At 44.2% G+C, this 26786-nt stretch carries 28 protein-coding genes; 25 read left to right on the top strand and 3 right to left on the bottom strand.

Annotated features, from left to right (window positions below; genetic code table 11):
* The first annotated feature begins 76 nt into the window (after positions 1 to 76).
* From MOC09_RS16535 to MOC09_RS16525, 3 genes are all read left to right on the top strand, one after another.
* The gene (locus MOC09_RS16535; protein ID WP_268361218.1) at positions 77 to 694 is read left to right on the top strand and encodes a helix-hairpin-helix domain-containing protein; all 618 of its coding nucleotides are present in this window, start codon (positions 77 to 79) and stop codon (positions 692 to 694) included.
* Positions 695 to 760: 66 nt separating this feature from the next.
* Positions 761 to 1330 carry a ComE operon protein 2 gene (locus MOC09_RS16530; RefSeq protein ID WP_268361217.1) on the top strand — a complete coding sequence of 190 codons (570 nt, stop codon included), beginning with the start codon at positions 761 to 763 and terminating at the stop codon, positions 1328 to 1330.
* 3 nt (positions 1331 to 1333) lie between these two features.
* Positions 1334 to 3664 (top strand): DNA internalization-related competence protein ComEC/Rec2, encoded by a 2331-nt coding sequence (locus MOC09_RS16525; protein WP_268371120.1) that lies wholly within the window; start codon positions 1334 to 1336, stop codon positions 3662 to 3664.
* A 39-nt stretch (positions 3665 to 3703) separates the two neighbouring features.
* Here MOC09_RS16525 and MOC09_RS16520 read toward each other — a convergent pair whose 3' ends face one another.
* Positions 3704 to 3838, bottom strand: coding sequence for a YqzM family protein (locus MOC09_RS16520; RefSeq protein WP_003229983.1), 135 nt, complete (start codon positions 3836 to 3838; stop codon positions 3704 to 3706).
* 40 nt (positions 3839 to 3878) lie between these two features.
* Here MOC09_RS16520 and MOC09_RS16515 point away from each other — a divergent pair, with 40 nt between their 5' ends.
* Together MOC09_RS16515 and holA are read left to right on the top strand one after the other, a co-directional pair.
* Positions 3879 to 4028 (top strand): hypothetical protein, encoded by a 150-nt coding sequence (locus MOC09_RS16515; protein WP_003229985.1) that lies wholly within the window; start codon positions 3879 to 3881, stop codon positions 4026 to 4028.
* Between the two features lie 39 nt (positions 4029 to 4067).
* Positions 4068 to 5111 carry a DNA polymerase III subunit delta gene (holA, locus tag MOC09_RS16510; protein WP_268361214.1) on the top strand — a complete coding sequence of 348 codons (1044 nt, stop codon included), beginning with the start codon at positions 4068 to 4070 and terminating at the stop codon, positions 5109 to 5111.
* Positions 5112 to 5125: 14 nt separating this feature from the next.
* On the opposite strand, the gene rpsT is transcribed toward holA, so the two are convergent.
* Complete coding sequence (gene rpsT, locus MOC09_RS16505; protein ID WP_010330723.1) at positions 5126 to 5392, bottom strand: 30S ribosomal protein S20; 267 nt, start codon at positions 5390 to 5392, stop codon at positions 5126 to 5128.
* 203 nt (positions 5393 to 5595) lie between these two features.
* On the opposite strand from rpsT, the gene gpr reads away from it, so the two are divergent.
* The 12 genes from gpr to mtaB all read left to right on the top strand — a co-directional run bounded on the left by gpr (position 5596) and on the right by mtaB (position 19531).
* Positions 5596 to 6702 carry a GPR endopeptidase gene (gpr, locus tag MOC09_RS16500; RefSeq protein ID WP_268361213.1) on the top strand — a complete coding sequence of 369 codons (1107 nt, stop codon included), beginning with the start codon at positions 5596 to 5598 and terminating at the stop codon, positions 6700 to 6702.
* Positions 6703 to 6764: 62 nt separating this feature from the next.
* The gene (spoIIP, locus tag MOC09_RS16495) at positions 6765 to 7970 is read left to right on the top strand and encodes a spore autolysin SpoIIP (protein ID WP_268361212.1); all 1206 of its coding nucleotides are present in this window, start codon (positions 6765 to 6767) and stop codon (positions 7968 to 7970) included.
* Positions 7971 to 7986: 16 nt separating this feature from the next.
* Positions 7987 to 8325 carry a YqxA family protein gene (locus MOC09_RS16490; RefSeq protein ID WP_268273889.1) on the top strand — a complete coding sequence of 113 codons (339 nt, stop codon included), beginning with the start codon at positions 7987 to 7989 and terminating at the stop codon, positions 8323 to 8325.
* 133 nt (positions 8326 to 8458) lie between these two features.
* The gene (lepA, locus tag MOC09_RS16485; protein ID WP_003237100.1) at positions 8459 to 10297 is read left to right on the top strand and encodes a translation elongation factor 4; all 1839 of its coding nucleotides are present in this window, start codon (positions 8459 to 8461) and stop codon (positions 10295 to 10297) included.
* A gap of 52 nt (positions 10298 to 10349) precedes the next feature.
* Positions 10350 to 11489, top strand: a complete 1140-nt coding sequence (gene hemW / locus MOC09_RS16480) for a radical SAM family heme chaperone HemW (RefSeq protein ID WP_268367179.1) — start codon at positions 10350 to 10352, stop codon at positions 11487 to 11489.
* 80 nt (positions 11490 to 11569) lie between these two features.
* A complete protein-coding gene (gene hrcA, locus MOC09_RS16475; protein ID WP_268367180.1) occupies positions 11570 to 12601 on the top strand; it encodes a heat-inducible transcriptional repressor HrcA in 1032 nt (343 codons plus the stop codon).
* A gap of 72 nt (positions 12602 to 12673) precedes the next feature.
* Positions 12674 to 13237 (top strand): nucleotide exchange factor GrpE, encoded by a 564-nt coding sequence (grpE, locus tag MOC09_RS16470; RefSeq protein WP_268359810.1) that lies wholly within the window; start codon positions 12674 to 12676, stop codon positions 13235 to 13237.
* Between the two features lie 23 nt (positions 13238 to 13260).
* A complete protein-coding gene (dnaK, locus tag MOC09_RS16465; RefSeq protein ID WP_004398786.1) occupies positions 13261 to 15096 on the top strand; it encodes a molecular chaperone DnaK in 1836 nt (611 codons plus the stop codon).
* 199 nt (positions 15097 to 15295) lie between these two features.
* On the top strand, positions 15296 to 16423 hold the full coding sequence (gene dnaJ / locus MOC09_RS16460) for a molecular chaperone DnaJ (protein WP_268359812.1): 1128 nt from the start codon (positions 15296 to 15298) through the stop codon (positions 16421 to 16423).
* Between the two features lie 24 nt (positions 16424 to 16447).
* Positions 16448 to 17383, top strand: coding sequence for a 50S ribosomal protein L11 methyltransferase (prmA, locus tag MOC09_RS16455; protein WP_268359814.1), 936 nt, complete (start codon positions 16448 to 16450; stop codon positions 17381 to 17383).
* Positions 17384 to 17405: 22 nt separating this feature from the next.
* Positions 17406 to 18176 carry a 16S rRNA (uracil(1498)-N(3))-methyltransferase gene (locus tag MOC09_RS16450; RefSeq protein WP_268359815.1) on the top strand — a complete coding sequence of 257 codons (771 nt, stop codon included), beginning with the start codon at positions 17406 to 17408 and terminating at the stop codon, positions 18174 to 18176.
* Complete coding sequence (gene mtaB / locus MOC09_RS16445) at positions 18176 to 19531, top strand: tRNA (N(6)-L-threonylcarbamoyladenosine(37)-C(2))-methylthiotransferase MtaB (protein WP_268359816.1); 1356 nt, start codon at positions 18176 to 18178, stop codon at positions 19529 to 19531. The genes MOC09_RS16450 and mtaB overlap by 1 nt, the downstream gene beginning before the upstream one ends.
* Before the next feature lie 35 nt (positions 19532 to 19566).
* On the opposite strand, the gene MOC09_RS16440 is transcribed toward mtaB, so the two are convergent.
* Positions 19567 to 20490: a Na/Pi symporter gene (locus MOC09_RS16440; RefSeq protein ID WP_268359817.1), complete on the bottom strand. Its 924-nt coding sequence runs from the start codon at positions 20488 to 20490 to the stop codon at positions 19567 to 19569.
* A gap of 172 nt (positions 20491 to 20662) precedes the next feature.
* On the opposite strand from MOC09_RS16440, the gene rpsU reads away from it, so the two are divergent.
* From rpsU to MOC09_RS16400, 8 genes are all read left to right on the top strand, one after another.
* Positions 20663 to 20836: a 30S ribosomal protein S21 gene (rpsU, locus tag MOC09_RS16435; RefSeq protein WP_003152957.1), complete on the top strand. Its 174-nt coding sequence runs from the start codon at positions 20663 to 20665 to the stop codon at positions 20834 to 20836.
* 14 nt (positions 20837 to 20850) lie between these two features.
* Positions 20851 to 21297 carry a GatB/YqeY domain-containing protein gene (locus tag MOC09_RS16430; protein WP_003226182.1) on the top strand — a complete coding sequence of 149 codons (447 nt, stop codon included), beginning with the start codon at positions 20851 to 20853 and terminating at the stop codon, positions 21295 to 21297.
* A gap of 131 nt (positions 21298 to 21428) precedes the next feature.
* Positions 21429 to 22742: an NfeD family protein gene (locus MOC09_RS16425; RefSeq protein WP_268371118.1), complete on the top strand. Its 1314-nt coding sequence runs from the start codon at positions 21429 to 21431 to the stop codon at positions 22740 to 22742.
* A gap of 21 nt (positions 22743 to 22763) precedes the next feature.
* On the top strand, positions 22764 to 23759 hold the full coding sequence (gene floA, locus MOC09_RS16420; protein ID WP_003230026.1) for a flotillin-like protein FloA: 996 nt from the start codon (positions 22764 to 22766) through the stop codon (positions 23757 to 23759).
* Positions 23760 to 23783: 24 nt separating this feature from the next.
* Positions 23784 to 24200, top strand: coding sequence for a hypothetical protein (locus MOC09_RS16415; RefSeq protein WP_268359821.1), 417 nt, complete (start codon positions 23784 to 23786; stop codon positions 24198 to 24200).
* A 56-nt stretch (positions 24201 to 24256) separates the two neighbouring features.
* A complete protein-coding gene (gene yqfC, locus MOC09_RS16410; protein WP_003237082.1) occupies positions 24257 to 24538 on the top strand; it encodes a sporulation protein YqfC in 282 nt (93 codons plus the stop codon).
* Between the two features lie 18 nt (positions 24539 to 24556).
* Positions 24557 to 25753 carry a sporulation protein YqfD gene (gene yqfD / locus MOC09_RS16405; protein ID WP_268371116.1) on the top strand — a complete coding sequence of 399 codons (1197 nt, stop codon included), beginning with the start codon at positions 24557 to 24559 and terminating at the stop codon, positions 25751 to 25753.
* Entirely contained in the window at positions 25750 to 26709 is a 960-nt protein-coding gene (locus MOC09_RS16400; protein WP_268359823.1) for a PhoH family protein, read from the top strand. Before yqfD ends, MOC09_RS16400 begins: the two co-directional genes overlap by 4 nt.
* The last annotated feature ends 77 nt before the right edge of the window (positions 26710 to 26786 follow it).

The following is a 26786-nucleotide window of genomic DNA, read 5'->3' as shown; positions in this document are numbered from 1 at the left end:
CCCCTCCTTTGAGCTATATCCTCTAAACCATATGTGTGATGACAATAAAATATGACGAAAGCGGGGAACATGCACGATGATTTGGTTGAATCAGCATAAAAAAGCGATTATTTTAGCAGCTACTGCAGCTGTTTTCGCAGCGTTTATTTTCATCCTTGCCAGCGAAAAAAACAAAGAGCCGGTGAAGCAGGCTGTTTCAACTGAGACAAAAAAACCGGAGGTAAAGCAGGAAGCAGTAAAAGATGAGTCAAACGAAACAATTGTGATTGACATCAAAGGTGCAGTCAAGCATCCAGGCGTTTATGAAATGCGAACAGGAGACAGAGTATCTCAGGCAATTGAGAAAGCGGGCGGGACCAGTGAACAAGCAGACGACATGCAAGTGAATTTGGCGGAGCTGCTGCAGGACGGGACAGTGGTGTATATCCCGAAAAAGGGAGAGGAGTCAGCGGTGTCCCAAGGAACCGGAGGCGCAGTCAAAAGTGATGGGGGGAAGGGATCTCTGGTAAATATCAATACAGCAACCTTAGAGGAATTACAAGGCATCTCAGGGGTCGGGCCATCAAAAGCTGAAGCCATTATTGCATACCGGGAAGAAAACGGGCGTTTCCAGACAATTGAAGATATCACTAAGGTTTCAGGAATAGGTGAAAAGTCATTTGAAAAAATAAAGTCTTCCATTACAGTAAAGTGATTTGACGGTCATGTGTAATGATAGGTAAACTAAAGGTCAGGCAACACAACATTTGGAGGGAACAAAGTGGAACGAATTTCATGGAATCAATACTTTATGGCTCAAAGCCATTTACTGGCGCTGCGCAGCACCTGCCCGAGATTGTCTGTCGGCGCTACTATAGTCAGAGACAAACGCATGATAGCGGGAGGCTATAACGGGTCAATCGCGGGCGGCGTGCATTGCGCAGACGAAGGATGCCTGATGATAGATGATCATTGTGCAAGAACAATTCACGCTGAAATGAATGCCCTTCTCCAATGCTCTAAGTTCGGAGTGCCGACTGATGGAGCGGAGATTTATGTGACGCATTACCCTTGCATTCAATGCTGTAAATCTATCATTCAAGCTGGTATCAAAACAGTTTACTATGCGGAGGATTACAAAACACATCCGTATGCGCAGGAATTATTTGAACAGGCGGGTGTAACTGTTGAACAGGTTGAACTCGATGAAATGATCGTTGATCTGAAAAACAGGGAAAAGCTTTCATTTGTAGCTGGGCTTTTAGAGAAGCTAGCAGATGCAGGTCTTGCAGAGGAAGATTTGAAAAAGATACATGAGCAGGCGAATAAACTTTTCACGAGCTATGTGTGATTCATGCGTCATTCGCGTTTGATATTGCCTTTGGCGGCAGCTTCTGCAACTGCTGGAATTACTGCCGCCGCTTATTTCCCCGTTGTTTTTCTCTTCTTCCTCTTTCTCCTCATCATATCCATTAAAACGAGACACGTTTTTCTCATTTATGTTTGTTTCTTCTCTTTTATATTGTTTTTTGCACTGTATGCAGTCACAGATTCCCAGAATGTCTCTTTATATCAGAAGGGCACCTATCAATTAAAGGCGGTGATTGACAGTATTCCTAAAATTGACGGTGATCGTATATCTATGATTACTAAGACGCCTGATGGCGAAAAATGGGCTGCTTCGTATCGCATTCAGTCTCCTGATGAAAAAGATCAGCTGTCAAATATAGAACCCGGAATGGCATGTGAATTGACTGGCGCATTGGAAGAACCTAAACATGCTACCGTGCCCGGCACATTTGATTATAAAGAGTATCTGTACAGGCAGCATATTCACTGGAACTACTCTGTCACATCAATCCAAAACTGCAGCAAACCTTCACATTTCAAGTATAAGCTGCTCAGTTTGAGAAAATATATCGTATCATTCACAAACGGCCTGCTGCCTCCTGATTCGGCAGGAATTGTACAGGCACTTACAGTCGGTGACAGATTTTATGTGGAAGACGAAGTGCTTAATGCGTATCAAAAGCTTGGTGTCGTCCATCTCTTGGCGATTTCAGGACTCCACGTCGGCATTTTGACAGCCGCATTGTTTTATATCATAATCCGTCTTGGTATAACTAGAGAGAAGGCGTCAATCCTCTTGCTCTTTTTTCTGCCGCTCTATGTGATGTTGACAGGCGCTGCTCCTTCAGTGCTTCGCGCCGCTCTGATGTCTGGGATATACTTAGCTGGAAGTCTCGTCAAATGGCGGATACACTCTGCCGGTGCAATCTGTCTTTCATACATCGTACTCTTGCTCTTCAATCCTTACCATCTCTTTGAAGCCGGTTTTCAGCTGTCGTTCGCCGTCAGTTATTCTTTAATTCTTTCTTCTTCTATTTTTCAGCAGGTTAAAACCTCTCTGGGTCAGCTGACAATGGTATCACTCATCGCTCAGCTGGGCTCGCTTCCGATTCTCCTGTATCATTTTCATCAGTTTTCTATCATCAGCATACCGATGAATATGCTGATGGTTCCTTTTTATACGTTCTGTATTTTGCCGGGGGCTGTAGCGGGTGTTCTTCTATTAAGCCTTTCCGCTTCGGCAGGTCGATTTTTCTTCAGTTGGTTTGATTTCTTGATGAGCTGGACCAACAGGCTGATCACAACAATTGCAGATATTGATGTATTCACGGTTCTCATTGCACATCCTGCACCTGCTCTGCTTTTTCTATTCACGGCCACGATCATTCTATTGCTTATGTCGATTGAAAAGCGTTCCTTTTGGCAGCTGGCGGTAACTGGGGGTATGTACTGTGCTGTGCTCTGCCTTCTCTTGATGTATCCGCGTCTTAGTTCCGAAGGAGAAGTCGATATGATTGACATCGGCCAGGGTGACAGCATGTATGTTGGCGCGCCGCATCAGCAGGGCCATGTCTTAATTGATACTGGCGGCACCTTGTCTTACTCGTCTGAGTCTTGGCGGGAAAAGCAGCATCCGTTTTCTCTCGGGGAAAAAGTGCTGATTCCGTTTTTAACCGCCAAGGGGATCAAACAGCTTGATGCATTAATTTTGACGCACGCTGACCAAGATCATATCGGAGAGGCAGAGACTCTGCTGAAGCATCAAAAAGTGAAGCGCCTTGTCATTCCGAAAGGGTTCGTTTCTGAACCTAAAGACGAGAAAGTGCTGCAGACTGCCAGAAGAGAAGGAGTGGAAATTGAAGAGGTGGAGCGAGGCGATGTACTGCAAATCAAGGATTTGCAGTTTCATGTACTGTCGCCGGAAACGCCTGATCCGGCTAGCAAAAATAATTCTTCTCTCGTTCTGTGGATGAAAACGGGCGGGATGAGCTGGATCTTAACAGGTGATCTCGAGAAAGAAGGAGAACAAGAGGTGATGAACATGTTTCCGAATATAAAAGCAGACGTGTTAAAGGTGGGGCACCATGGGAGCAAAGGCTCTACAGGTGAGGAATTCATCAAACAGCTTCAGCCGAAAACGGCAATTATCTCAGCAGGGGAAAACAATCGGTACCATCACCCTCATCAAGAAGTTTTGCAAATATTACAGAAACATTCCATCCGCGTGCTGCGCACTGATCAAAACGGAACGATTCAGTATAGATATAAAAACAGAGATGGAACCTTTTCTGTCTATCCTCCATATGATACATCAGATATAACGGAGACGAACTAAAAAAGACTGCCGAGAAATCAGCAGCCCGGGCAGTCGCTGTTATGAACCAACCAGGTGAATAACCGTTGCCATGACAAACAAGAAGGCGAAAAATCCGAAGGACACAACAAAACCAACAGCTGAATCTACAGCATCATTTCGTTTGCTTTGAACGTTTTTTTCAAAATCATTCAACTTTATCCCTCCTGACTGATTTAAGTATAATGGAATTGTTTTGAAAAATCTAGAAGCGAAGGTAACGTTTTCTGTTCTGGTGATTATCGCCTTTTTACAAGCTGTCCCGGGGGCTTGCGAACAGGCGTTTAATATAAATGGGGAAGCAGCAGTCAGGCTTCCTCTTTACTATTTTGCAAACTCAATTTAGGATAGAAGGGGATGATGAAAGAGAGGAAGTCGTACAACAATGGTATTTGATGTGTGGAAAAGCCTGAAAAAAGGAGATGTCCATCCGGTTTATTGCTTATTCGGAAAAGAGACGTATCTGCTGCAAGAAACCGTCAGCAGGATCAGACAGACGGTCATTGATCAGGAGGCAAAGGATTTCAATCTATCCGTTTTTGATTTGGAAGAGGACCCGCTGGACCAAGCGATTGCTGATGCTGAAACGTTTCCGTTTATGGGGGAGCGGCGTCTTGTTATTGTGAAAAACCCATATTTTTTAACAGGTGAAAAGAAAAAAGAAAAAATTGAGCATAATGTCAGTGCACTTGAGTCATATATACAATCGCCTGCGCCTTACACGGTCTTTGTCCTGCTTGCCCCGTATGAAAAGCTGGATGAGCGGAAAAAACTGACGAAAGCGCTAAAGAAACATGCGTTTATGATGGAGGCAAAGGAATTAAACGCAAAAGAGACAACAGATTTTACTATGAACCTTGCAAAAACCGAGCAGAAAACAATCGGCACTGAAGCGGCGGAGCATTTGGTTCTGCTTGTGAATGGACATCTGTCATCGATTTTTCAAGAGATTCAAAAGCTCTGCACGTTTATTGGAGACCGTGAAGAAATTACGCTTGATGATGTGAAAATGCTTGTCGCGAGAAGCCTGGAACAAAATATTTTTGAGCTGATCAATAAAATCGTCAACCGCAAACGAACGGAAAGCCTTCAAATTTTTTATGATTTGCTCAAACAAAATGAAGAACCGATCAAAATCATGGCGCTTATTTCGAACCAGTTCCGGCTGATTCTGCAGACAAAATACTTCGCGGAACAAGGATACGGACAGAAGCAAATCGCTTCTAACTTAAAAGTTCACCCGTTTCGGGTCAAACTGGCGATGGATCAAGCAAGGCTTTTTTCAGAGGCGGAGCTTCGGTCAATTGTTGAACAGCTTGCCGTGATGGACTATGAGATGAAAACCGGGAAAAAGGACAAGCAGCTCCTGCTCGAACTGTTTCTTTTACAGCTGTTAAAGAGAAATGAAAAAAACGATCCCCAATATTGAGGATCGTTTTTATATTATGCAGAAAGTCCGTTCACTTTTTTAGCCAGTCTTGATTTGTATCGAGCACCGGTATTTTTGTGTACAAGACCTGTTTTCACTGCTTTATCAATACGTTTAGCTGCTTCAGTAAGAGCAGTTTTCGCTTTGTCAGCTTCGTTGTTTGCAACAGAAGCTTCAACTTGTTTGATTGCAGTACGCATAGCAGATTTGATTGTCGCGTTATGAGCGCGGCGTTCGTTGTTTGTTTTTGTACGTTTAATCGCTGATTTAATGTTTGGCATGTGTTTCACCTCCTAAGATACAACCTGTAGCACAGTGTCTTAAGGTTAAATCTTCTTCACAATAGAACAAATTGTATTCTATCAAACACAACTTTAGATTGCAATATAAATGTAAAGTATTTTTCATTGAAGGATCTCTTTTTAGCATGATTCATTCAGCAAATGGCAACAATAGAGGTACTGAATGTGAAGGAGGCTCCCTGATGAAAAAGAGTGAACTGGATGTTAATCAGTATTTGATACGTACCGATTTGGCAGTGGAAACGAAGGAAGCGATGGCCAATCAGCAGGCTGTGCCGGCAAAAGAAATTAAAGGCTTTATTGAAAAAGAACGGGATCGAGGCGGCATTAAAATCCGTACTGTTGATATTACAAAGGAAGGTGCGGAGCTTTCCGGAAAAAAAGAAGGGCGCTATTTAACGCTTGAGGCGCAAGGAATCAGAGAGAATGATTCGGAAATGCAGGAAAAGGTCTCTGCTGTTTTTGCGGAGGAATTCTCGGCTTTTCTTGAAAACCTTAAGATCTCAAAAGATGCGAGCTGTTTGATCGTCGGGCTCGGCAACTGGAACGTGACACCTGACGCGCTGGGACCGATGGCTGTAGAAAATCTTTTGGTCACAAGACACTTGTTTCAGCTGCAGCCGGAAAACGTGCAGGAGGGCTACAGGCCTGTCAGTGCATTTGCACCGGGGGTGATGGGGATTACGGGAATCGAAACTAGCGACATTATTAAAGGTGTGATTGAGCAATCGCAGCCCGATTTTGTCATTGCCATTGATGCATTGGCGGCGCGGGCAGTAGAAAGGGTCAACACAACCATTCAAATATCGGACACAGGCATTCACCCGGGGTCTGGTGTTGGAAATAAACGGAAAGATTTAAGCGAAGACACACTTGGCGTACCGGTGATCGCCATCGGTGTTCCGACGGTCGTTGACGCGGTGACGATTGCCAGCGACACGGTAGACTACATATTAAAACATTTTGGCAGGGAAATGAAAGATAACAGGCCGTCAAGATCGCTTGTTCCGGCGGGTATGACGTTTGGGAAAAAGAAAGTGCTCACTGAAGAAGATCTTCCAGACCAAAAGGAGCGCCAATCGTTCCTCGGCATTGTCGGAACCCTTGAAGAGGATGAAAAACGGCAGCTCATTCACGAGGTGCTGGCACCTTTAGGCCACAATTTAATGGTCACGCCGAAGGAAGTTGATTCATTTATCGACGATATGGCCAATGTGCTGGCGAACGGGTTAAACACAGCGCTTCATGAAAAAGTGTCACAAGAAAACAAAGGCTCCTACAATCACTAAACTGTTCTACTTCCTCTAGCTTGTTCATAGAGTAATTACTAGACAAGCGCTGGAGGGATTCAATGAGAAATAAACGCAGAAACAGACAAATTGTTGTTGCGGTAAATGGCGGGAAAGCGGTAAAAGCCATCTTTCTATTTATCGCAAGCCTTATCGTGATTTTTGTTCTATCCGGTGTGCTGACGTCTCTCCGGCCGGAACTGAGACCGTCGTCTGACTCTTTTTACGGGATTGCTGAAGAATTGCCGGGTGACGTGTTTGCACACTTGCTGCGGATGGAAAACCATTATTTCGCCTCTGACCTTTCCCAAACCGACAGCTCATTTCATCTATCGCGTCTTTCTTTAAAGCTGGCGACGAGCATTAACCTAGAAGATCCGCGAAGTTTTCTCGGCCGGGAGCTGCCGGGGTTTGCACAATTTGATACTGAGATACTGCTAGCTGGACAAGGCACGGATTATACGAATATGCCGGCGGAATCACCGCCCCCATCTAAGGTGATGGAGGAAGAAAGAGAAGCGAATTTGGCAGAGATTGAAAAACAGCAAACACAATCAGACAGTGCGCAAAAAGATCCGCCGAAACAAACAACAGGAGATAAAAAGGTTGTCTTTATCTATCACACGCACAACACGGAATCATATCTCCCTCTATTAAAAGGCGAGACCGATCCTGATATGGCGCGCCATTCTAAAGCCAATGTCACGCTGGTAGGAGATATGTTTGGAAAAGCACTTGAATCACAAGGCATCGGAGCCACAGTGAACAAAACCGATATACAGGCAAAACTGAACAAAAAAGGCTTAAACTATGCCAGATCCTATGATGAATCAAGGCCGGTCGTCAAAGACGCGCTCGCCTCAAACAAAAATCTGCAATATATCATTGACATCCACAGAGACTCGCGGCGTAAAAAAGACACGACCGCAACCATTAAAGGGAAAACTTATGCCAGGGTAGCCTTTGTCGTCGGCAAAAAAAGCAAAAACTTCGAAGAAAACTATAAAATTGCAAGCGAGCTTCATAAGCTGATGGAGAAAAAATATCCTGGACTCAGCACAGGTGTCTTTTCAAAAGGCTCGCCGGGCGATAATGGTGTTTACAATCAGGATTTAACCGACAGAGCGCTTTTGCTCGAATTTGGCGGAGTGGATAATAATCTTGAAGAGCTGCAGCGTGCGGCTGACGCAGCCGCGGACATCTTCAGCGAAATGTACTGGGATGCTGAAAAGGTCAACGCGGAAAGCGGCGAGACGAAAAAACAATAAGAAATAGGTGGTTGATTTGATTGCTTACTTTGGCAAATGCTTGCTGCTGGTCACGATCATGTTTTTAGGCGTGCTGTTTGGCATGCAGCAGGCGAATAACGGAATGCTAAGTATGAAAGGCTATCATGACCCTTCACTTAAGGGGGCGTTTACGCTCACCGATGGAAAAAATAATGAAAAAGAAGCCTCGATCTTAGGAGAAACAGTTACGGCGAAAGATTTAGAAGAAAAACAGAAAGAGCTGGAACAGGTGGAAACGTTCAATATGTTCTCAAAAGCCGGAAAAGCGCTTTCGGACACCGTAACCAATACGGCACAGTCGATGTATGAATGGATACGGAATCTGAATCAATAGGTGCGTGAAAGAGAAAAGCAGCCCAGGTATGACAGGGGACTTTTCTCTTTCTTGTTTTACATTGAATCTTTACATTCCTATTGTTATAATCTAAGCTAGTGTATTTTGCGTTTAATAGTAGGAGTGATAGATTGTGACAGATAAAGAAAAGCGTTTAGAGAGGCAGTCGAGAATACGGAATTTCTCTATCATTGCCCATATTGACCACGGAAAATCGACCTTAGCGGATCGTATTTTAGAAAAAACGTCGGCAATCACTCAACGAGAAATGAAAGAACAATTGCTCGATTCTATGGATCTTGAACGTGAACGGGGCATAACCATTAAGTTAAACTCTGTTCAGCTTAAATACAAAGCAAAAGACGGAGAAGAATATATTTTCCATCTGATTGATACGCCGGGACACGTCGACTTTACGTACGAAGTATCCCGAAGCCTAGCTGCCTGTGAAGGGGCGATTCTTGTCGTGGATGCAGCACAGGGAATTGAAGCGCAGACGCTCGCCAATGTCTACTTAGCGCTTGACAACGATCTTGAAATACTTCCGGTTATCAATAAAATTGATCTCCCAAGCGCCGAGCCTGAACGCGTGCGCCAAGAGGTAGAGGATGTCATCGGCCTTGATGCATCAGAAGCCGTGCTTGCTTCAGCGAAAGCCGGTATCGGGATTGAAGAAATTTTAGAACAGATCGTAGAAAAGGTGCCGGCTCCGACCGGGGATCCGGAGGCGCCTCTCAAAGCGCTGATCTTCGACTCGCTTTATGACGCCTATCGCGGTGTCGTAGCGTATATCAGAGTTGTTGAGGGAACGGTAAAGCCGGGACAAAAAATCAAAATGATGGCAACCGGCAAAGAATTCGAAGTAACAGAAGTCGGCGTGTTCACTCCGAAAGCGACTCCGACAAATGAACTGACGGTCGGTGATGTAGGCTTCCTGACTGCCTCTATCAAAAATGTCGGTGACACTCGTGTCGGTGATACAATTACCAGCGCTGCCAATCCTGCAGACGAAGCACTGCCGGGATACCGCAAGCTCAACCCGATGGTGTACTGCGGATTGTATCCAATTGATACAGCAAAATATAATGATTTAAGGGAAGCTCTAGAAAAACTAGAGCTGAATGATTCCGCGCTTCAATATGAAGCAGAAACTTCACAAGCGCTTGGATTTGGGTTCCGCTGCGGATTTTTAGGCATGCTCCACATGGAAATCATTCAGGAGCGCATTGAGCGTGAGTTCAACATCGACCTGATTACGACAGCGCCAAGCGTTATCTATGACGTGTATATGACAGACGGCGAAAAGGTCGTTGTCGACAACCCGTCCAACATGCCGGACCCTCAAAAGATCGAACGGATTGAGGAGCCGTACGTAAAAGCGACGATGATGGTGCCGAATGACTACGTAGGCGCTGTTATGGAGCTTTGCCAAGGCAAGCGCGGCAATTTCATTGATATGCAGTATTTAGACGCGAACCGTGTCAGCATTATTTATGACATGCCGTTAGCGGAAATCGTATATGAGTTTTTTGATCAGCTGAAATCAAGCACAAAAGGCTATGCGTCATTTGATTATGAACTAATTGGCTACAAACCGTCTAAGCTTGTGAAAATGGACATTATGCTGAACGGTGAAAAAATCGATGCGCTGTCCTTTATCGTGCACCGTGATTACGCATATGAACGCGGAAAAGTGATCGTTGAAAAACTGAAAGAGCTTATTCCGCGCCAGCAGTTCGAAGTTCCGGTACAAGCCGCAATCGGCCAGAAAATCGTGGCCCGCTCCACCATAAAAGCAATGCGTAAAAACGTATTGGCTAAATGTTACGGAGGGGACATCTCACGTAAACGGAAACTTCTTGAAAAACAAAAAGAAGGTAAACGCCGAATGAAGCAGGTCGGCTCAGTTGAAGTGCCGCAAGAAGCATTCATGGCAGTTCTGAAAATGGACGACAGTCCGAAAAAACAATAGAAGCCGCCGCAGTCCCGTACTGCGGCTTCTTTCTGTAAAGAAGGTGAATTCATTGAAATCAGCTTATATCCATATCCCATTTTGTGAGCACATTTGCCACTACTGCGATTTCAATAAATATTTTATTCAAAGCCAGCCTGTAGACGAGTATTTAAACGGGCTTGAACAGGAAATGATAAATACAATTGCAAAAACAGGACAGCCTGACCTCAAAACGATCTTTATCGGAGGAGGCACGCCGACTTCCCTGTCTGAGGAACAGCTTAAAAAGCTGATGGACATGATCATTCGAGTGCTGAAGCCCTCTAGCGCCTTAGCGGAATTTGCTGTTGAGGCGAATCCGGACGACTTGTCCGCAAATAAACTAAAGATATTAAAAGAAGCAGGCGTAAATCGCCTCAGCTTCGGTGTCCAAACGTTCGAAGACGATCTGTTGGAAAAAATCGGCCGAGTGCATAAACAAAAAGATGTATTTGCCTCTTTTGAAAGGGCGCGGGAAATCGGATTTGACAATATCAGTCTTGATTTAATGTTCGGGCTTCCGGGCCAAACCCTCAAGCATCTCGATCATTCTTTAAATACCGCTTTATCGCTGGGTGCCGAGCATTATTCCGTGTACTCACTCATTGTAGAACCGAAAACGGTATTTTATAATCTGATGCAAAAAGGCCGTCTCCATCTGCCGGCGCAGGAGCAGGAAGCCGAAATGTATGAAATGGTGATGAGCCGCATGGAAGCTCACGGCATTCATCAATATGAAATCAGCAACTTTGCCAAGGCAGGTATGGAATCAAAGCACAATCTGACGTATTGGAGCAACGAGGAATATTTCGGCTTTGGAGCAGGGGCACACGGATATATCAGCGGCACACGGACAGTAAATGCCGGACCTGTCAAACATTACATTGATCTGGTAGCTGAGAAAGGCTTTCCGTACAGAGATACACATGAGGTGACAATAGAAGAACAAATTGAGGAAGAAATGTTTTTAGGCTTGAGAAAAACAGCCGGTGTCAGCAAAAAACGATTTGCAGAAAAATACGGTCGTTCCTTGGATGAACTTTTTCCAAGCGTATTAACTGACCTCTCTGAAAAAGGGCTGATTCACAATGCAGAGCAAGCCGTTTGTTTGACTCATCAGGGGAAATTATTAGGCAATGAAGTTTTTGGCGCTTTTTTGGGTGAGTTATAATTGACATTTTTCTTGTGGTTTGATACTTTTGTTATAGAATTAGCACTCGCTTATTGAGAGTGCTAACAGAGGTGATGATGATGTTAACAAATCGTCAGCTGCTGATCCTTCAGGTCATAATCAACGATTTTATTAAATCGGCGCAGCCGGTAGGATCAAGAACTCTTTCGAAAAAAGATGAAATCACATTTAGCTCTGCAACAATAAGAAACGAGATGGCTGACTTGGAAGAATTGGGCTTCATTGAAAAAACCCATTCATCCTCAGGACGTGTTCCGTCAGAAAAAGGGTATCGGTACTATGTTGACCATTTGCTGTCACCCGTCAAACTGACAAAAAGCGACCTGGACCAAATCCACTCGATCTTCAAAGAGAAAATTTTCGAGCTGGAGAAGACAGTTCAAAAATCAGCGCAAATTTTGTCCGATCTGACGAATTACACATCTATCGTACTCGGGCCGAAGCTGAGTGAGAATTACCTTAAACAGATTCAAATCATACCGATTCAGCCTGACAAGGCGGTAGCGATTCTCGTTACCAATACGGGGCATGTGGAAAACAAAACGATTAACTTTCCAACCAAAATGGATCTGTCTGATATTGAAAAGCTGGTAAATATACTGAACGACCGTTTAAGCGGCGTTCCAATGGATGAACTGAATGAGCGCATATTTAAAGAAGTCGTCATGTATCTAAGACAGCACATTAAGAACTATGACAATATTCTTGACGCGCTTCGTTCAACCTTTCATTCCACAAGCCACGTTGAAAAATTGTTTTTCGGCGGAAAAATCAACATGCTGAACCAGCCGGAGTTCCATGATATTACTAGAGTCCGGTCGCTGCTCTCATTAATCGAGAAAGAACAGGATGTGTTAAAGCTCGTTCAATCCCCGCACACGGGAATTTCGATTAAAATCGGGAAAGAAAATGACTATGAAGAAATGGAAAACTGCAGTCTGATCACTGCTTCTTATTCTGTTGATCAGAAGCAGATCGGCTCAATCGCCATCATCGGTCCGACCCGCATGAATTATTCCAGGGTTGTCAGCCTGCTTCAGCATGTGACTTCAGACTTGTCAAAAGCATTAACAAGTTTGTATGATGAATAAGGGAATTTTGGCAAATTTTATCGAAGGGCGGCCACCCGCCCTTCTCCTTACACTTTGAGGGAGGTGAACACAGTGTCAGAAGAAAAACAAACCGTCGAACAAAACGAAACAGAAGAGCAAGAAGTCATTGAAGAACAAGCTGCCGCTGAAGAACAGCAGGAAGAAACAAATGAAAGTGAACTTCTTCAAAATCAAATTAACGAATTGCAAGGTTTGCTTGAGGAAAAAGAAAACAAACTTTTGCGTGTTCAAGCAGACTTTGAAAACTATAAACGACGCAGCCGTTTAGAGATGGAAGCGTCCCAAAAATACCGTTCTCAAAACATTGTAACTGATTTGCTGCCGGCTCTTGACAGCTTTGAAAGAGCGCTTCAGGTTGAAGCCGACAATGAACAGACGAAAAGTTTGCTCCAGGGAATGGAAATGGTCCACCGTCAGCTTGTAGAAGCCTTGAAAAAAGAAGGCGTGGAAGCCATCGAAGCTGTAGGACAGGAATTTGATCCTAATCTGCACCAAGCCGTTATGCAGGCTGAAGATGAAAACTACGGCTCCAACATTGTTGTTGAGGAAATGCAAAAAGGCTATAAGCTGAAGGATCGCGTCATTCGCCCTTCCATGGTTAAAGTGAATCAATAATTACATAGCAGGAGGTTATTCAAGTGAGTAAAGTTATCGGAATCGACTTAGGAACAACAAACTCATGTGTGGCAGTGCTTGAAGGCGGCGAGCCTAAAGTTATTGCTAACGCTGAAGGAAACCGCACAACACCATCAGTTGTTGCGTTCAAAAACGGCGAACGCCAAGTAGGGGAAGTGGCTAAACGCCAATCGATCACAAACCCTAACACAATTATGTCTATCAAACGCCATATGGGTACTGATTATAAGGTTGAAATTGAAGGAAAAGATTACACTCCTCAAGAAGTGTCTGCTATCATCCTTCAACATCTTAAATCATACGCAGAAAGCTATCTTGGCGAAACAGTATCAAAAGCTGTTATCACAGTTCCTGCATACTTTAACGATGCTGAGCGTCAAGCAACAAAAGACGCTGGTAAAATTGCAGGGCTTGAAGTAGAACGTATTATCAACGAGCCGACTGCAGCAGCGCTTGCATACGGACTTGATAAAACAGATGAAGATCAAACGATCCTAGTGTATGACCTTGGCGGCGGTACATTCGACGTCTCTATCCTTGAGCTTGGTGACGGTGTATTCGAAGTCCGTTCAACTGCCGGCGACAACCGTCTGGGCGGGGACGATTTTGACCAAGTCATCATTGACCACCTTGTGTCTGAATTCAAAAAAGAAAACGGCATTGATCTGTCAAAAGACAAAATGGCGCTTCAGCGTTTGAAAGACGCAGCTGAAAAAGCGAAAAAAGATCTTTCCGGCGTATCTTCTACGCAAATTTCTTTACCGTTTATCACAGCTGGAGAAGCAGGACCGCTTCACCTTGAACTTACATTAACTCGTGCTAAATTCGAAGAGCTTTCTTCTCATTTAGTAGAGCGCACAATGGGTCCTGTCCGTCAAGCGCTTCAGGATGCAGGGCTTTCTGCAAGCGAAATCGACAAAGTCATCCTTGTCGGTGGATCAACTCGTATCCCAGCCGTACAAGAAGCTATCAAAAAAGAAACTGGAAAAGAAGCGCATAAAGGCGTAAACCCAGATGAAGTTGTAGCGCTTGGTGCCGCAATTCAGGGCGGTGTTATCACTGGTGACGTAAAAGACGTTGTTCTTCTTGACGTTACACCGCTTTCTCTCGGTATCGAAACAATGGGCGGCGTGTTCACTAAACTGATCGACCGCAACACGACGATCCCGACAAGCAAATCTCAAGTGTTCTCAACTGCTGCTGATAACCAAACAGCTGTTGATATCCATGTTCTTCAAGGTGAGCGCCCAATGTCTGCCGACAACAAAACACTTGGCCGCTTCCAGCTTACTGATATCCCGCCAGCACCGCGCGGCGTGCCTCAAATCGAAGTTTCTTTCGATATTGACAAAAACGGTATCGTAAACGTAAGAGCAAAAGACTTAGGCACAGGAAAAGAACAAAACATTACAATCAAATCTTCTTCAGGTCTTTCAGACGAAGAGATCGAACGCATGGTAAAAGAAGCAGAAGAAAATGCTGACGCTGATGCGAAGAAAAAAGAAGAAATCGAAGTCCGCAACGAAGCAGATCAGCTTGTTTTCCAAACTGAGAAAACATTAAAAGATCTTGAAGGCAAAGTGGACGAAGAACAAGTGAAAAAAGCCAACGATGCCAAAGACGCTTTAAAAGCAGCGATTGAGAAAAACGAATTTGAAGAGATCAAAGCGAAAAAAGATGAACTTCAAACAATCGTCCAAGAGCTTTCTATGAAGCTTTATGAAGAAGCTGCTAAAGCACAGCAAGCTCAAGGCGGAGCAAACGCTGAAGGCAAAGCGGATGACAACGTTGTCGACGCTGAATACGAAGAAGTAAACGACGACCAAAACAAAAAATAAGTTCTTCTCCGAGTCAGTCCTGCTTCTGGGGCTGACCGAAAAGAACACATTTCATAATCTGATTCAATGATTAGAAAGTCAAAGTCAGGCATCTCTTGGCTTTGACTTTTTTTCTTGCCCGGGATAAAAGGAATTGAAAAATCATAATTCAAAATGATACAATCTAATTTATGTGAGAAATTCGGGAGAGTGAAGCGAGATGAGTAAGCGTGATTACTATGAAGTGCTGGGAGTAAGTAAGAGCGCTTCAAAGGATGAAATTAAAAAAGCTTATCGGAAGCTGTCAAAAAAGTATCATCCTGATATTAACAAAGAAGCCGGATCAGATGAAAAATTTAAAGAGGTAAAAGAAGCGTATGAAACGCTGTCAGATGACCAAAAGCGTGCCCATTACGACCAATTTGGGCATACTGATCCTAATCAGGGCTTCGGCGGCGGAGGTTTTGGCGGCGGCGATTTCGGCGGTTTTGGTTTCGACGATATTTTCTCAAGTATTTTCGGCGGAGGCACAAGACGAAGAGATCCAAACGCCCCGCGCCAAGGTGCCGATTTGCAGTATACGATGACCTTGTCATTTGAGGATGCCGCTTTCGGTAAAGAGACGACTATCGAAATTCCGCGTGAGGAAACGTGCGATACATGTAAAGGCTCAGGTGCGAAACCTGGAACAACCCCTGAAACATGCTCCCACTGCGGAGGCTCCGGCCAGTTAAACGTGGAGCAAAATACGCCGTTTGGAAAGGTTGTTAACAGACGGGTCTGCCACCATTGTGAAGGTACGGGCAAAATCATTAAAGACAAATGTGCGGATTGCGGCGGCAAAGGAAAAATCAAAAAGCGCAAAAAAATCAACGTGACAATTCCTGCCGGTGTGGATGACGGGCAGCAGCTTCGTCTCTCAGGACAGGGTGAACCAGGAATAAACGGCGGCCCTGCCGGGGATTTATTTGTCGTGTTCCACGTGCGTGCCCACGAGTTCTTCGAGCGTGACGGCGATGATATTTACTGTGAAATGCCTTTAACGTTTGCTCAGGCTGCTCTTGGTGATGAAGTGGAAGTTCCGACCCTGCACGGAAAAGTGAAATTGAAAATTCCGGCCGGTACACAAACAGGAACTAAATTCAGATTAAGAGGCAAAGGCGTTCAAAATGTCAGAGGCTATGGACAGGGTGACCAGCATATCGTCGTCCGCGTCGTTACGCCGACAAATCTGACAGATAAACAAAAAGAAATTATCCGCGAATTTGCCGAGGTCAGCGGAAACCTTCCTGACGAACAGGAAATGAGTTTCTTTGACAAGGTAAAACGCGCGTTTAAAGGCGATTAATTATTGGATGAGGAGTTGGTAGTTTTGAAATGGTCCGAATTAAGCATTCACACAACACATGAAGCGGTCGAACCTATCTCAAATATTTTGCATGAAGCTGGTGCAAGTGGGGTTGTGATAGAGGACCCGCTTGATTTAATTAAAGAACGTGAGAATGTGTACGGGGAAATCTACCAGCTCGACCCCAATGATTATCCAGATGAGGGTGTCATTGTCAAAGCATACCTGCCGGTTAACAGTTTTCTAGGCGAAACGGTAGAAGGCATTAAAGAAACGATTAATAATCTGCTTCTTTACGATATTGATTTGGGCAGAAATCACATCACGATTTCTGAAGTGAATGAAGAAGAGTGGGCGACTGCCTGGAAGAAGTATTATCACCCTGTGAAAATTTCTGAAAAGTTTACGATTGTGCCGACGTGGGAGGAATATACGCCGGTTCATACAGATGAACTGATTATTGAAATGGATCCGGGAATGGCATTTGGAACAGGCACACACCCGACAACCGTACTCTGCATTCAGGCGCTTGAACGCTTTGTGCAAAAGGGTGATAAGGTAATTGATGTTGGTACAGGTTCCGGAATTTTAAGTATTGCGGCTGCGATGCTAGAGGCAGAATCGGTTCATGCCTACGATCTTGATCCCGTAGCTGTAGAGAGTGCACGCCTCAATCTCAAGCTGAACAAAGTGAGCGATATTGCACAAGTGAAGCAAAACAATTTGTTAGACGGGATTGAAGGGGAACATGATGTAATTGTTGCCAACATTTTGGCTGAAGTCATTCTTCGCTTTACTTCACAAGCGTACAGCCTGTTAAAAGAAGGCGGTCACTTTATTACGTCAGGGATCATCGGCCATAAAAAGCAAGAAGTTAGAGAAGCACTGGAACAAGCTGGCTTTACCATTGTAGAAATCCTTTCAATGGAAGATTGGGTCAGCATTATTGCGAAAAAATAACAGTTAGTAGGTGTCACAGCGTATGCAACGATATTTTATCGAGCTCACGAAGCAGCAAATGAAGGAAGCGCCGGCTTTTTCGATTACAGGCGAAGATGTTCATCATATTGTGAACGTGATGAGAATGAATGAGGGAGACCAGATTATCTGCTGCTCTCAGGACGGCTACGAGGCAAAATGTGAGCTTCAATCTGTTTCCAAAGATAATGTGTCCTGTCTTGTGGTAGAATGGACGAATGAAAACAGAGAGCTTCCGATAAAGGTCTATATTGCGAGCGGCCTCCCGAAAGGAGATAAGCTTGAATGGATTATCCAAAAGGGGACTGAGCTCGGAGCTCACGCCTTTATTCCTTTCCAAGCCGCTCGGTCAGTTGTCAAGCTGGATGACAAAAAGGCAAAGAAAAAGCGGGAAAGATGGACGAAAATTGCGAAAGAAGCGGCTGAACAGTCGTATCGTAACGAAGTGCCGCAAGTCATGGATGTCCATTCTTTTCAGCAGCTTCTGCAAATGATGCAGGATTTCGATAAATGTGTCGTTGCATACGAAGAGTCATCAAAGCAAGGAGAAATAAGCGCATTCAGCGCGCTTGTAAGCAGCCTTCCGAAAGGATCATCCCTTTTGATCGTATTTGGTCCCGAAGGCGGTTTAACAGAAGCGGAGGTTGAACGGCTCACAGAGAAAGACGGTGTGCCGTGCGGCCTTGGACCGAGAATTTTAAGGACAGAAACCGCTCCGCTTTACGCGTTGAGTGCGATTTCTTATCAAACAGAGTTATTAAGAGGTGATCAATAATGGCAACTGTTGCTTTCCATACGCTTGGCTGTAAAGTCAACCATTATGAAACAGAAGCAATCTGGCAGCTTTTCAAAGAAGCGGGCTATGAAAGAAGAGACTTTGAACAAACAGCTGATGTATATGTCATTAATACATGTACGGTAACAAATACGGGAGATAAAAAAAGCCGCCAAGTGATCAGACGCGCCATTCGTCAAAATCCTGACGGTGTCATCTGTGTCACAGGCTGCTATGCGCAAACCTCGCCTGCTGAGATTATGGCGATCCCTGGTGTTGATATTGTAGTCGGAACGCAGGACCGGGAAAAAATGCTTGGCTATATCGACCAATATCGGGAAGAACGCCAGCCGATTAACGGTGTCAGCAACATCATGAAAGCAAGAGTGTATGAGGAGCTTGATGTACCTGCTTTCACGGACCGTACAAGAGCGTCATTGAAAATACAGGAAGGCTGCAATAATTTCTGCACATTCTGTATCATTCCGTGGGCGCGCGGCCTGCTCCGTTCCCGTGACCCTGAAGAGGTCATTAAACAGGCACAGCAGCTTGTCGATGCCGGATATAAAGAAATTGTTCTGACTGGCATTCATACTGGCGGATACGGCGAAGATATGAAAGATTACAACTTCGCTACACTTTTGAGAGAATTAGACACACGTGTTGAAGGCGTGAAACGGATCAGAATTTCCTCAATCGAGGCCAGCCAGATCACAGACGAAGTGATCGAGGTCTTAGACCGCTCAGATAAGATTGTGAATCATTTGCATATACCTATCCAATCGGGATCAAACACAGTGCTTAAACGGATGAGACGTAAATATACGATGGAATTTTTTGCAGACCGTTTAAACAAATTGAAAAAAGCACTGCCAGGCTTAGCTGTTACATCTGATGTCATTGTAGGGTTCCCTGGCGAAACAGAAGAAGAATTTATGGAAACCTATAACTTTATTAAAGAACATAAATTCTCCGAACTGCATGTTTTCCCTTACAGTAAACGCACAGGAACACCAGCAGCGCGAATGGAAGACCAAGTGGATGAAAACGTGAAAAATGAGCGTGTACACCGCCTGATTGCTCTTTCTGACCAGCTTGCGAAGGAATACGCTTCTCAGTATGAAAATGAAGTGCTTGAGATTATTCCTGAGGAAGCCTATAAAGAAACAGAAGAAGAGAACATGTTTGTCGGTTACACAGACAACTATATGAAGGTTGTTTTCAAAGGCACGGAAGATATGATCGGCAAAATCGTAAAAGTCAAAATCCTAAAAGCAGGCTATCCTTACAACGAAGGGCAATTTGTCCGTGTTGTTGAGGATGGAATAACTGAACATATGCGTTTATCTTCTTAATTTTTAAACCGGTGCATTTAATTGTGCCGGTTTTTTTATTTAGCTGGAATAAGAAAGTGAATCAAGCGGTAAAACAAGTTTGTAAGCGGAAGAAACAAAAGAGCTGTCACCACATTAAATAAAAGGCTGAAATGCGCGATCTTTTGTGCGGGATCAGGTGATAACTGTTCCACAAATCCTGTTGTTGCTGCCAGAAAAGGAAATACGAGAGCCACGCCTAGCACATTAAACACTACATGGGCATACGCAGTCTGTTTTGCTGCATATCCGCCGGATACAGCAGCCATAACGGCTGTAATGCATGTCCCGATATTTGATCCGAGTACAACGCTCATCGCCTGTGTCAGCCCGATAATGCCTTCGTTCATAAAGCTCATTAAAATGCCGATACAGACGGAGCTAGAGTGGATGATGGCGGTCAACACCATCCCGATGAGCAAAGCGGACCAGTTTGAATCGTTAACATGGTATAGAACGTCGGCTCCCATTTTCAGCTTTGTCAGCGGTCCTGCAAGGTGGCTGAATCCGCTGATGCAAAAAAAGATGATGCCCAGACCGAGAAAGCTTGTTCCCAGCTGTTTTAAAGGATACCTGCCGGTCAGAAAAAACAATAAACCTCCTATCAAAAGAATCCAAATCAAAACATCCATTTTGATAGCGATAAATTCAGTTGTAAAGGTAGACCCAACGTTTGTTCCGAGAATCATCGGTATCGTCCGCTTAAAAGAAAGCACACCCGCACTAACAAAGCCGATGACAATAACCATAAAGGCTGAACTGCTCTGAAGAATCCCAGTAAACACTATACTGACAAGAAAAGCTTTTAACGGGTGATCCGTAAATAAAAGCAAACGTTCTTCAATTTTTGTGTACGCCAATGAAATTAAGCCTTTTCGAAGCATGTTCATGCCTGCGAGAAAGAATAATATAAGAGCAGTAAAACTAATCAGAATCAACATCTTATTCACCAACCCCTTTCCATCATTATATAGACAGGCAGTCGCGCTCATGACGGAAAAGTGAACTCACTTAGTTGACCTGACTGATGGCTTATATTATAATGTCAAAGTACATGTTTATATGTGTAACTTAAAGGTAGTCGATTGGTGTATTCGGAGGGAGGGAAAGAGAATGTCAAAAACGGTCGTTAGAAAAAACGAATCGCTTGAAGATGCTCTTCGTCGCTTCAAACGCAGTGTATCAAAGACAGGTACTTTGCAAGAAGCAAGAAAGCGTGAATTTTATGAAAAACCTAGCGTAAAGCGCAAGAAAAAATCTGAAGCTGCTAGAAAACGCAAATTCTAAAAGAGGGTGGATTTATGAGTCTTCTTGAGCGTCTTAACCAGGATATGAAGCTATATATGAAAAACCGTGAGAAAGACAAACTAACTGTCGTTCGAATGGTTAAGGCTTCACTTCAAAATGAAGCAATTAAGCTTAAGAAAGACAGTTTGACCGAGGATGAGGAACTCACTGTCCTTTCTCGTGAACTTAAGCAACGTAAAGACTCCCTCCAGGAATTTTCAAACGCTAATCGTTTAGATTTAGTAGATAAAGTTCAAAAAGAGCTGGACATTTTAGAAGTTTATTTACCCGAGCAGCTGTCGGAAGAAGAACTGCTTACAATCGTAAATGAAACCATTGCTGAGGTCGGTGCGAGCTCAAAAGCGGACATGGGCAAAGTAATGGGTGCAATTATGCCTAAAGTAAAAGGTAAAGCTGACGGAAGCTTAATTAATAAGCTGGTCAGCAGCCAATTGTCTTAAATGGCGTGAAAAAGGACATCTTTCTAAGAGAGATGTCTTTTTTTTATATATAAAAAAATGAAACCTTAGATACATTTGTTACGTATGAAGAGAAGGTACTTATTATAAGAGGAAGGAGGGATACACCGCCCTTGCTTCAAATCAAAGGATTCCGTATTGCTCTGTTGGTCATATTTTTACTTTCATTAATAGGCGTACAGCTGAACGCGAAAGCAGAAAAACAAACGGTTTATGTGATCCCGGTTGAAAAAAATGTCGAACAGGGCCTCGCCTCGTTTTTGTCCCGTTCGTTACAGGATGCAAAAGAAGCGCATGCAGATCATATTATTCTTAATATCAATACGCCGGGTGGATTGGTCAAATCAGCAATTGATATCGCGGATTTAATAACCGAAAGTGAGATCCCGGTCACTGCATACGTAAACAAACGCGCGTTGTCAGCTGGTGCATATATTGCCCTGCAAGCTGATAACATATATATGGCGCCCGGCGGAAAAATGGGAGCGGCCGCGATTATTGACGGTAAAGGCAATGCCGCTGACCAAAAGGCTGAATCACTTTGGCTGGCAGAGCTGGAAGATGCCGCAGTGAAAAATAATCGCGATCCAAAATATGCGCTCGCGATGGCTGACCCGGATATAGATGCCAAGGAAGTCGGCGCGCCGAAGGGAGATCTGCTGACACTTAACGCTGATAAGGCGATTGATGTAGGCTATTCAGAAGGCACTGCTGACAATATATCCGCGCTCGTAAAGAAGCTTGGCTTCGATAAAGCGCATATCAGCTATGCAAAGGAAAGCTTTGTGGAAAAGACGGCAAGATGGCTGACGAATCCGGTCATTGTTCCTATTCTGCTGACAATCGCTTTTTTAGGTCTGACGGTGGAGCTTTTTTCTCCGGGTGTCGGCATCCCTGGGACGGTGGGATTCATCGCTTTGCTGCTGTTCTTTTACGGGCATCTTGCAGCGGGCCTTGCCGGGTATGAGACGGTTCTCCTCTTTATTGCAGGGGTGATTCTCATTCTGCTTGAGATTTTCCTTCCAGGAGGAATCATTGGATTGCTGGGCTTAGGAGCGATTGTTGCGAGCCTGTTTTTAGCCGCGGGGAGCTTCACTGTCATGGCGGTTTCTCTCTTGATCGCCTCAGCTGTTTCTATTACAGCTTTTATTTTACTGACAAGGGTGTTGGGAAAGCGTATGAAATTCTTTAAGAAATTGATTTTAAATGATTCTACAAATACGGAAAGCGGCTACGTATCAAATCAAACGCGCACGGACCTAATGGGCAAAGTGGGTGTAACCTTTACACCGCTGCGCCCTGCCGGTACCGTCATTATTGATGATGAGCGCCTTGACGTCGTTTCGGAAGGATCGTTTACAGAAAAAGATAAGAAAGTAAAAGTGATTAAAGTAGAAGGCTCACGCATTGTCGTGAGAGAAATTTAAATAGAAACGAGGAGAAGTTATATGGATCCGTCAACACTTATGATTCTGGCAATTGTCGCAGTCGCGATTATTGTTTTGGCTGTATTTTTTACGTTTGTGCCTGTGATGCTTTGGATTTCAGCTTTAGCAGCCGGAGTCAAAATCAGCATTTTCACATTAGTAGGGATGAGGCTTCGCCGAGTCATACCGAATCGGGTTGTTAACCCGCTGATTAAAGCGCATAAAGCGGGACTTAATGTTGGAACAAACCAGCTTGAAAGCCACTACCTGGCTGGGGGTAATGTTGACAGAGTCGTCAACGCGCTTATCGCCGCTCAGCGTGCTAACATTGAACTCACGTTCGAACGCTGTGCTGCGATTGATCTTGCCGGCCGGGACGTATTAGAAGCTGTTCAAATGAGCGTTAACCCTAAGGTAATTGAAACGCCGTTCATTGCCGGTGTAGCCATGGACGGGATTGAAGTGAAAGCAAAAGCGAGAATTACAGTAAGAGCGAATATCGAACGCCTCGTCGGGGGAGCAGGGGAAGAAACCATTGTAGCCCGTGTCGGCGAAGGGATTGTCTCTACAATCGGTTCATCAGATAATCATAAAAAAGTGCTTGAAAACCCTGATATGATTTCTCAGACAGTTCTTGGAAAAGGATTGGACTCAGGAACGGCGTTTGAAATTCTCTCGATTGATATTGCTGATGTTGACATCGGCAAAAACATCGGCGCGATTTTACAAACCGATCAGGCCGAGGCTGATAAAAACATCGCGCAGGCAAAAGCGGAAGAACGGCGTGCGATGGCTGTCGCTCAAGAACAGGAAATGCGCGCCCGCGTAGAAGAAATGCGCGCGAAAGTGGTAGAAGCCGAAGCGGAAGTGCCGCTAGCGATGGCAGAAGCTTTGCGTGAAGGGAATATTGGTGTCATGGATTACATGAATATCAAAAACATCGATGCTGATACAGAAATGCGTGATTCATTCGGCAAGCTGACGAAAGATCCGTCGGATGAAGATCGTAAATCATAATCTCTCTAAGAAGGGAGAACACTGATGGAAGATTTACTGACGAATCCGCTTATTATTGCAGCGATTATCGGAATTATTTCTGCGATTTTCGGCAAAAAGAGCAAAGAAGAAAAGCAAAATAGCCAAAAAAGAAAAAAACCTCAGCAGGCTCAAACCGCTTCTCTCCAAAAAAAACCGACAGAAGAAGCTCCTGTACCTATTCCTAACCGCATGGAGCAGGTAAGGCGGGAAGCGGAAGAAAGACGCAGAGAAACAGAAAGAAACCTGAAAGGGCTGGAACGTGATCTTACTGCCGTTAAACAAAAAGCAGTATACACAAAACAAAAAATGCTCCAGGTGAATAAAGACACCGTGGTGCAGGGGATCGTCTTAGGAGAGGTATTCGGGCCCCCAAGGGCGAGGAAACCTCACCATACGATGCGCTCGGCCCGTAAAAATTAAAGTGTTAGAACCTCCTTTCAAATCATACATATGAGATGAAAGGGGGTTCTTTTTGTATGGGGCAAAGAAAGAATCGTGTGAAAGCTTGGCTGACAAGAGCATTGGAAATTCCCCCGGACGTTATGATGGATCTGCCGCGGATTACAATGGTTGGCAGACTTCATATCTACATAGAAAACCACAGAGGCCTTTTGCTTTTCAGTGAGAATGAAGTGAGGCTGATGCTGAAGCAGGGCCAGTGCATCATATCAGGAAAAAATTTTGTCATCAAGGCGATTCTTCCGGAAGAAATTCTTTTGGAGGGTACGATTGATGTCGTTCGATATGTTGAGTCATAAAGCCGAGGGGGAAATGTTGTGAAAAATAAATGGCTGTCTTTTTTTTCGGGTAAGGTTCAGCTTGAATTGACGGGAAGAGGGGTTGAACGACTCCTTAATGAATGTACAAGACAGGGCATTCCGGTCTTTCACGTCAAAAAAAAGAAAGAAGCCGTATCGTTATATATACAGCTTCAGGATGTACATGCCTTTCGGCGGGTTAGAAGAAAATTCACCTGTAAAGCCCGATTTATCAATCGGAAAGGATTCCCTTTCCTGTTGCTGAAATCAAAGCTGAATGCAGGGTTTACGATCGGTTTTGCGATTTTTTTCATCCTTTTGTTTTTGCTTTCCAATATGGTGTGGAAAATTGATGTGACTGGCGCTAAGCCGGAAACGGAACATCAAATGATGCAGCATCTAAACGAAATCGGCGTCAAAAAAGGGCGTCTGCAATTTTTAATGATGTCTCCCGAAAAAATCCAAAAATCGCTAACTAACGGAATAGACAATATCACTTGGGTCGGAGTTGATCTGAAGGGAACGACCATTCACATGAAAGTCGTGGAGAAAAATGAGCCCGAAAAAGAAAAGTATGCTAGCCCGCGCGATATCGTCGCTAAAAAGAAAGCAACCATTACAAGAATGTTTGTTCAAAAAGGACAGCCCATGGCTGCTATTCATGATCATGTGGAAAAGGGGCAGCTGCTTGTTTCGGGACTGATCGGGAGCGAAGATCATCAGCAGGAAGTCGCCTCAAAAGCAGAAATTTACGGAGAAACCTGGTATAGATCTGAAGTGACGGTTCCGCTTGAAACATTATTTAACGTCTATACGGGCAAAGTAAGGACAAAGCACAAGCTTTCTTTTGGCTCTTTGGCCATCCCGATCTGGGGCATGACGTTTAAAGATGAGGAATTAAAGCACCCAAAAATAGAACAAGAAAAGCATTCGCTGAATTTTCTCGGATTTAAGCTGCCTGTATCCTATATCAAAGAGCAAACGAGAGAAAGTGAAGAAGCTTTGCGAAAATATACACAAGAAGAAGCAGTTCAAGAAGGCATTAAAATGGGTAAACAGGATGTAGAGGATAAAATAGGCGAAAACGGCGAGGTGAAAAGTGAAAAAGTTTTGCACCAGACTGTTGAGAATGGTAAAGTAAAGTTGATTATTCTCTACCAAGTTATAGAAGATATTGTTCAAACCACACCTATTGTCAGGGAGACTGAAGAATGACAGAACATTTACTTGCGATGGATCAAAAACTGAAAAGCCCGGACGAGGCGCTTTCTCTGTTCGGGAACCAAGATTCTTTTTTGAAATTGATGGAGAAAGATCTGAATGTAAATATCATTACGCGCGGCGAAACGATTTATATTTCAGGCGATGAAGAATCGTTTCAGATTGCAGACAGGCTGCTGGGATCGCTCCTCGCTCTGATTCGCAAGGGGATTGAGATCTCTGAACGTGATGTGATTTACGCCGTCAAAATGGCAAAGAAGAATGAACTTGAATACTTTGAAAGCATGTATGAAGAAGAAATCACAAAAAACGCAAAAGGCAAATCAATTCGTGTAAAAACGATGGGACAGCGGGAATACGTGGCCGCCATGAAGCGGAATGACCTTGTATTCGGCATCGGCCCGGCGGGTACCGGGAAAACGTACCTGGCTGTCGTAAAAGCAGTTCATGCTTTAAAAAACGGACATATCAAAAAAATCATTTTAACTAGACCTGCCGTGGAAGCCGGTGAAAGTCTCGGCTTTCTGCCAGGTGACCTCAAAGAGAAAGTAGATCCTTATTTGCGCCCGCTGTATGACGCTCTTCATGATGTGCTCGGAGCAGATCATACAGAACGTCTGATGGAAAGAGGCATCATTGAAATTGCTCCGCTTGCATATATGAGGGGACGAACGCTTGATGATGCTTATGTTATACTTGATGAAGCACAGAATACCACGCCTGCTCAAATGAAAATGTTTTTGACGAGACTGGGTTTTGGCTCTAAAATGATCATTACAGGTGACGTTAGTCAAATTGATCTGCCGAAAGGCGTCAAATCGGGACTTGCAGTAGCGAAGGAGATGCTAAAAGGAATTGACGGCATTTCTATGATTGAGCTAGACCAGACAGACGTGGTCAGACATCCGCTTGTTGCGAAAATTATTGAAGCATACGATAAGCAAAATTAATGCTGAATGACCCGATCGCGCGTTATCGGGTCATTTTTATGATTGCTTATAGGCTTGATGTTTCAAGAGGAGGTTCT

It is taken from the genome of Bacillus sp. N12A5 (assembly GCF_026790125.1).
Taxonomy (GTDB): domain Bacteria; phylum Bacillota; class Bacilli; order Bacillales; family Bacillaceae; genus Bacillus.
Note: the sequence above shows the minus strand (reverse complement) of the source record. Positions and strands in the feature narration are given on the sequence as shown.

Coding starts and splice junctions, on each gene's coding strand:
- MOC09_RS16535 (WP_268361218.1), top strand. CDS start 77: ATGATTTGGTTGAATCAGCATAAAAAAGCGATTATTTTAGCAGCTACT.
- yqfC (WP_003237082.1), top strand. CDS start 24,257: ATGGGGCAAAGAAAGAATCGTGTGAAAGCTTGGCTGACAAGAGCATTG.
- MOC09_RS16430 (WP_003226182.1), top strand. CDS start 20,851: ATGAGTCTTCTTGAGCGTCTTAACCAGGATATGAAGCTATATATGAAA.
- holA (WP_268361214.1), top strand. CDS start 4,068: ATGGTATTTGATGTGTGGAAAAGCCTGAAAAAAGGAGATGTCCATCCG.
- MOC09_RS16415 (WP_268359821.1), top strand. CDS start 23,784: ATGGAAGATTTACTGACGAATCCGCTTATTATTGCAGCGATTATCGGA.
- gpr (WP_268361213.1), top strand. CDS start 5,596: ATGAAAAAGAGTGAACTGGATGTTAATCAGTATTTGATACGTACCGAT.
- mtaB (WP_268359816.1), top strand. CDS start 18,176: ATGGCAACTGTTGCTTTCCATACGCTTGGCTGTAAAGTCAACCATTAT.
- hrcA (WP_268367180.1), top strand. CDS start 11,570: ATGTTAACAAATCGTCAGCTGCTGATCCTTCAGGTCATAATCAACGAT.
- MOC09_RS16525 (WP_268371120.1), top strand. CDS start 1,334: ATGCGTCATTCGCGTTTGATATTGCCTTTGGCGGCAGCTTCTGCAACT.
- rpsU (WP_003152957.1), top strand. CDS start 20,663: ATGTCAAAAACGGTCGTTAGAAAAAACGAATCGCTTGAAGATGCTCTT.
- MOC09_RS16440 (WP_268359817.1), bottom strand. CDS start 20,490: ATGTTGATTCTGATTAGTTTTACTGCTCTTATATTATTCTTTCTCGCA.
- spoIIP (WP_268361212.1), top strand. CDS start 6,765: ATGAGAAATAAACGCAGAAACAGACAAATTGTTGTTGCGGTAAATGGC.
- MOC09_RS16450 (WP_268359815.1), top strand. CDS start 17,406: ATGCAACGATATTTTATCGAGCTCACGAAGCAGCAAATGAAGGAAGCG.
- floA (WP_003230026.1), top strand. CDS start 22,764: ATGGATCCGTCAACACTTATGATTCTGGCAATTGTCGCAGTCGCGATT.
- dnaJ (WP_268359812.1), top strand. CDS start 15,296: ATGAGTAAGCGTGATTACTATGAAGTGCTGGGAGTAAGTAAGAGCGCT.
- rpsT (WP_010330723.1), bottom strand. CDS start 5,392: ATGCCAAACATTAAATCAGCGATTAAACGTACAAAAACAAACAACGAA.
- MOC09_RS16400 (WP_268359823.1), top strand. CDS start 25,750: ATGACAGAACATTTACTTGCGATGGATCAAAAACTGAAAAGCCCGGAC.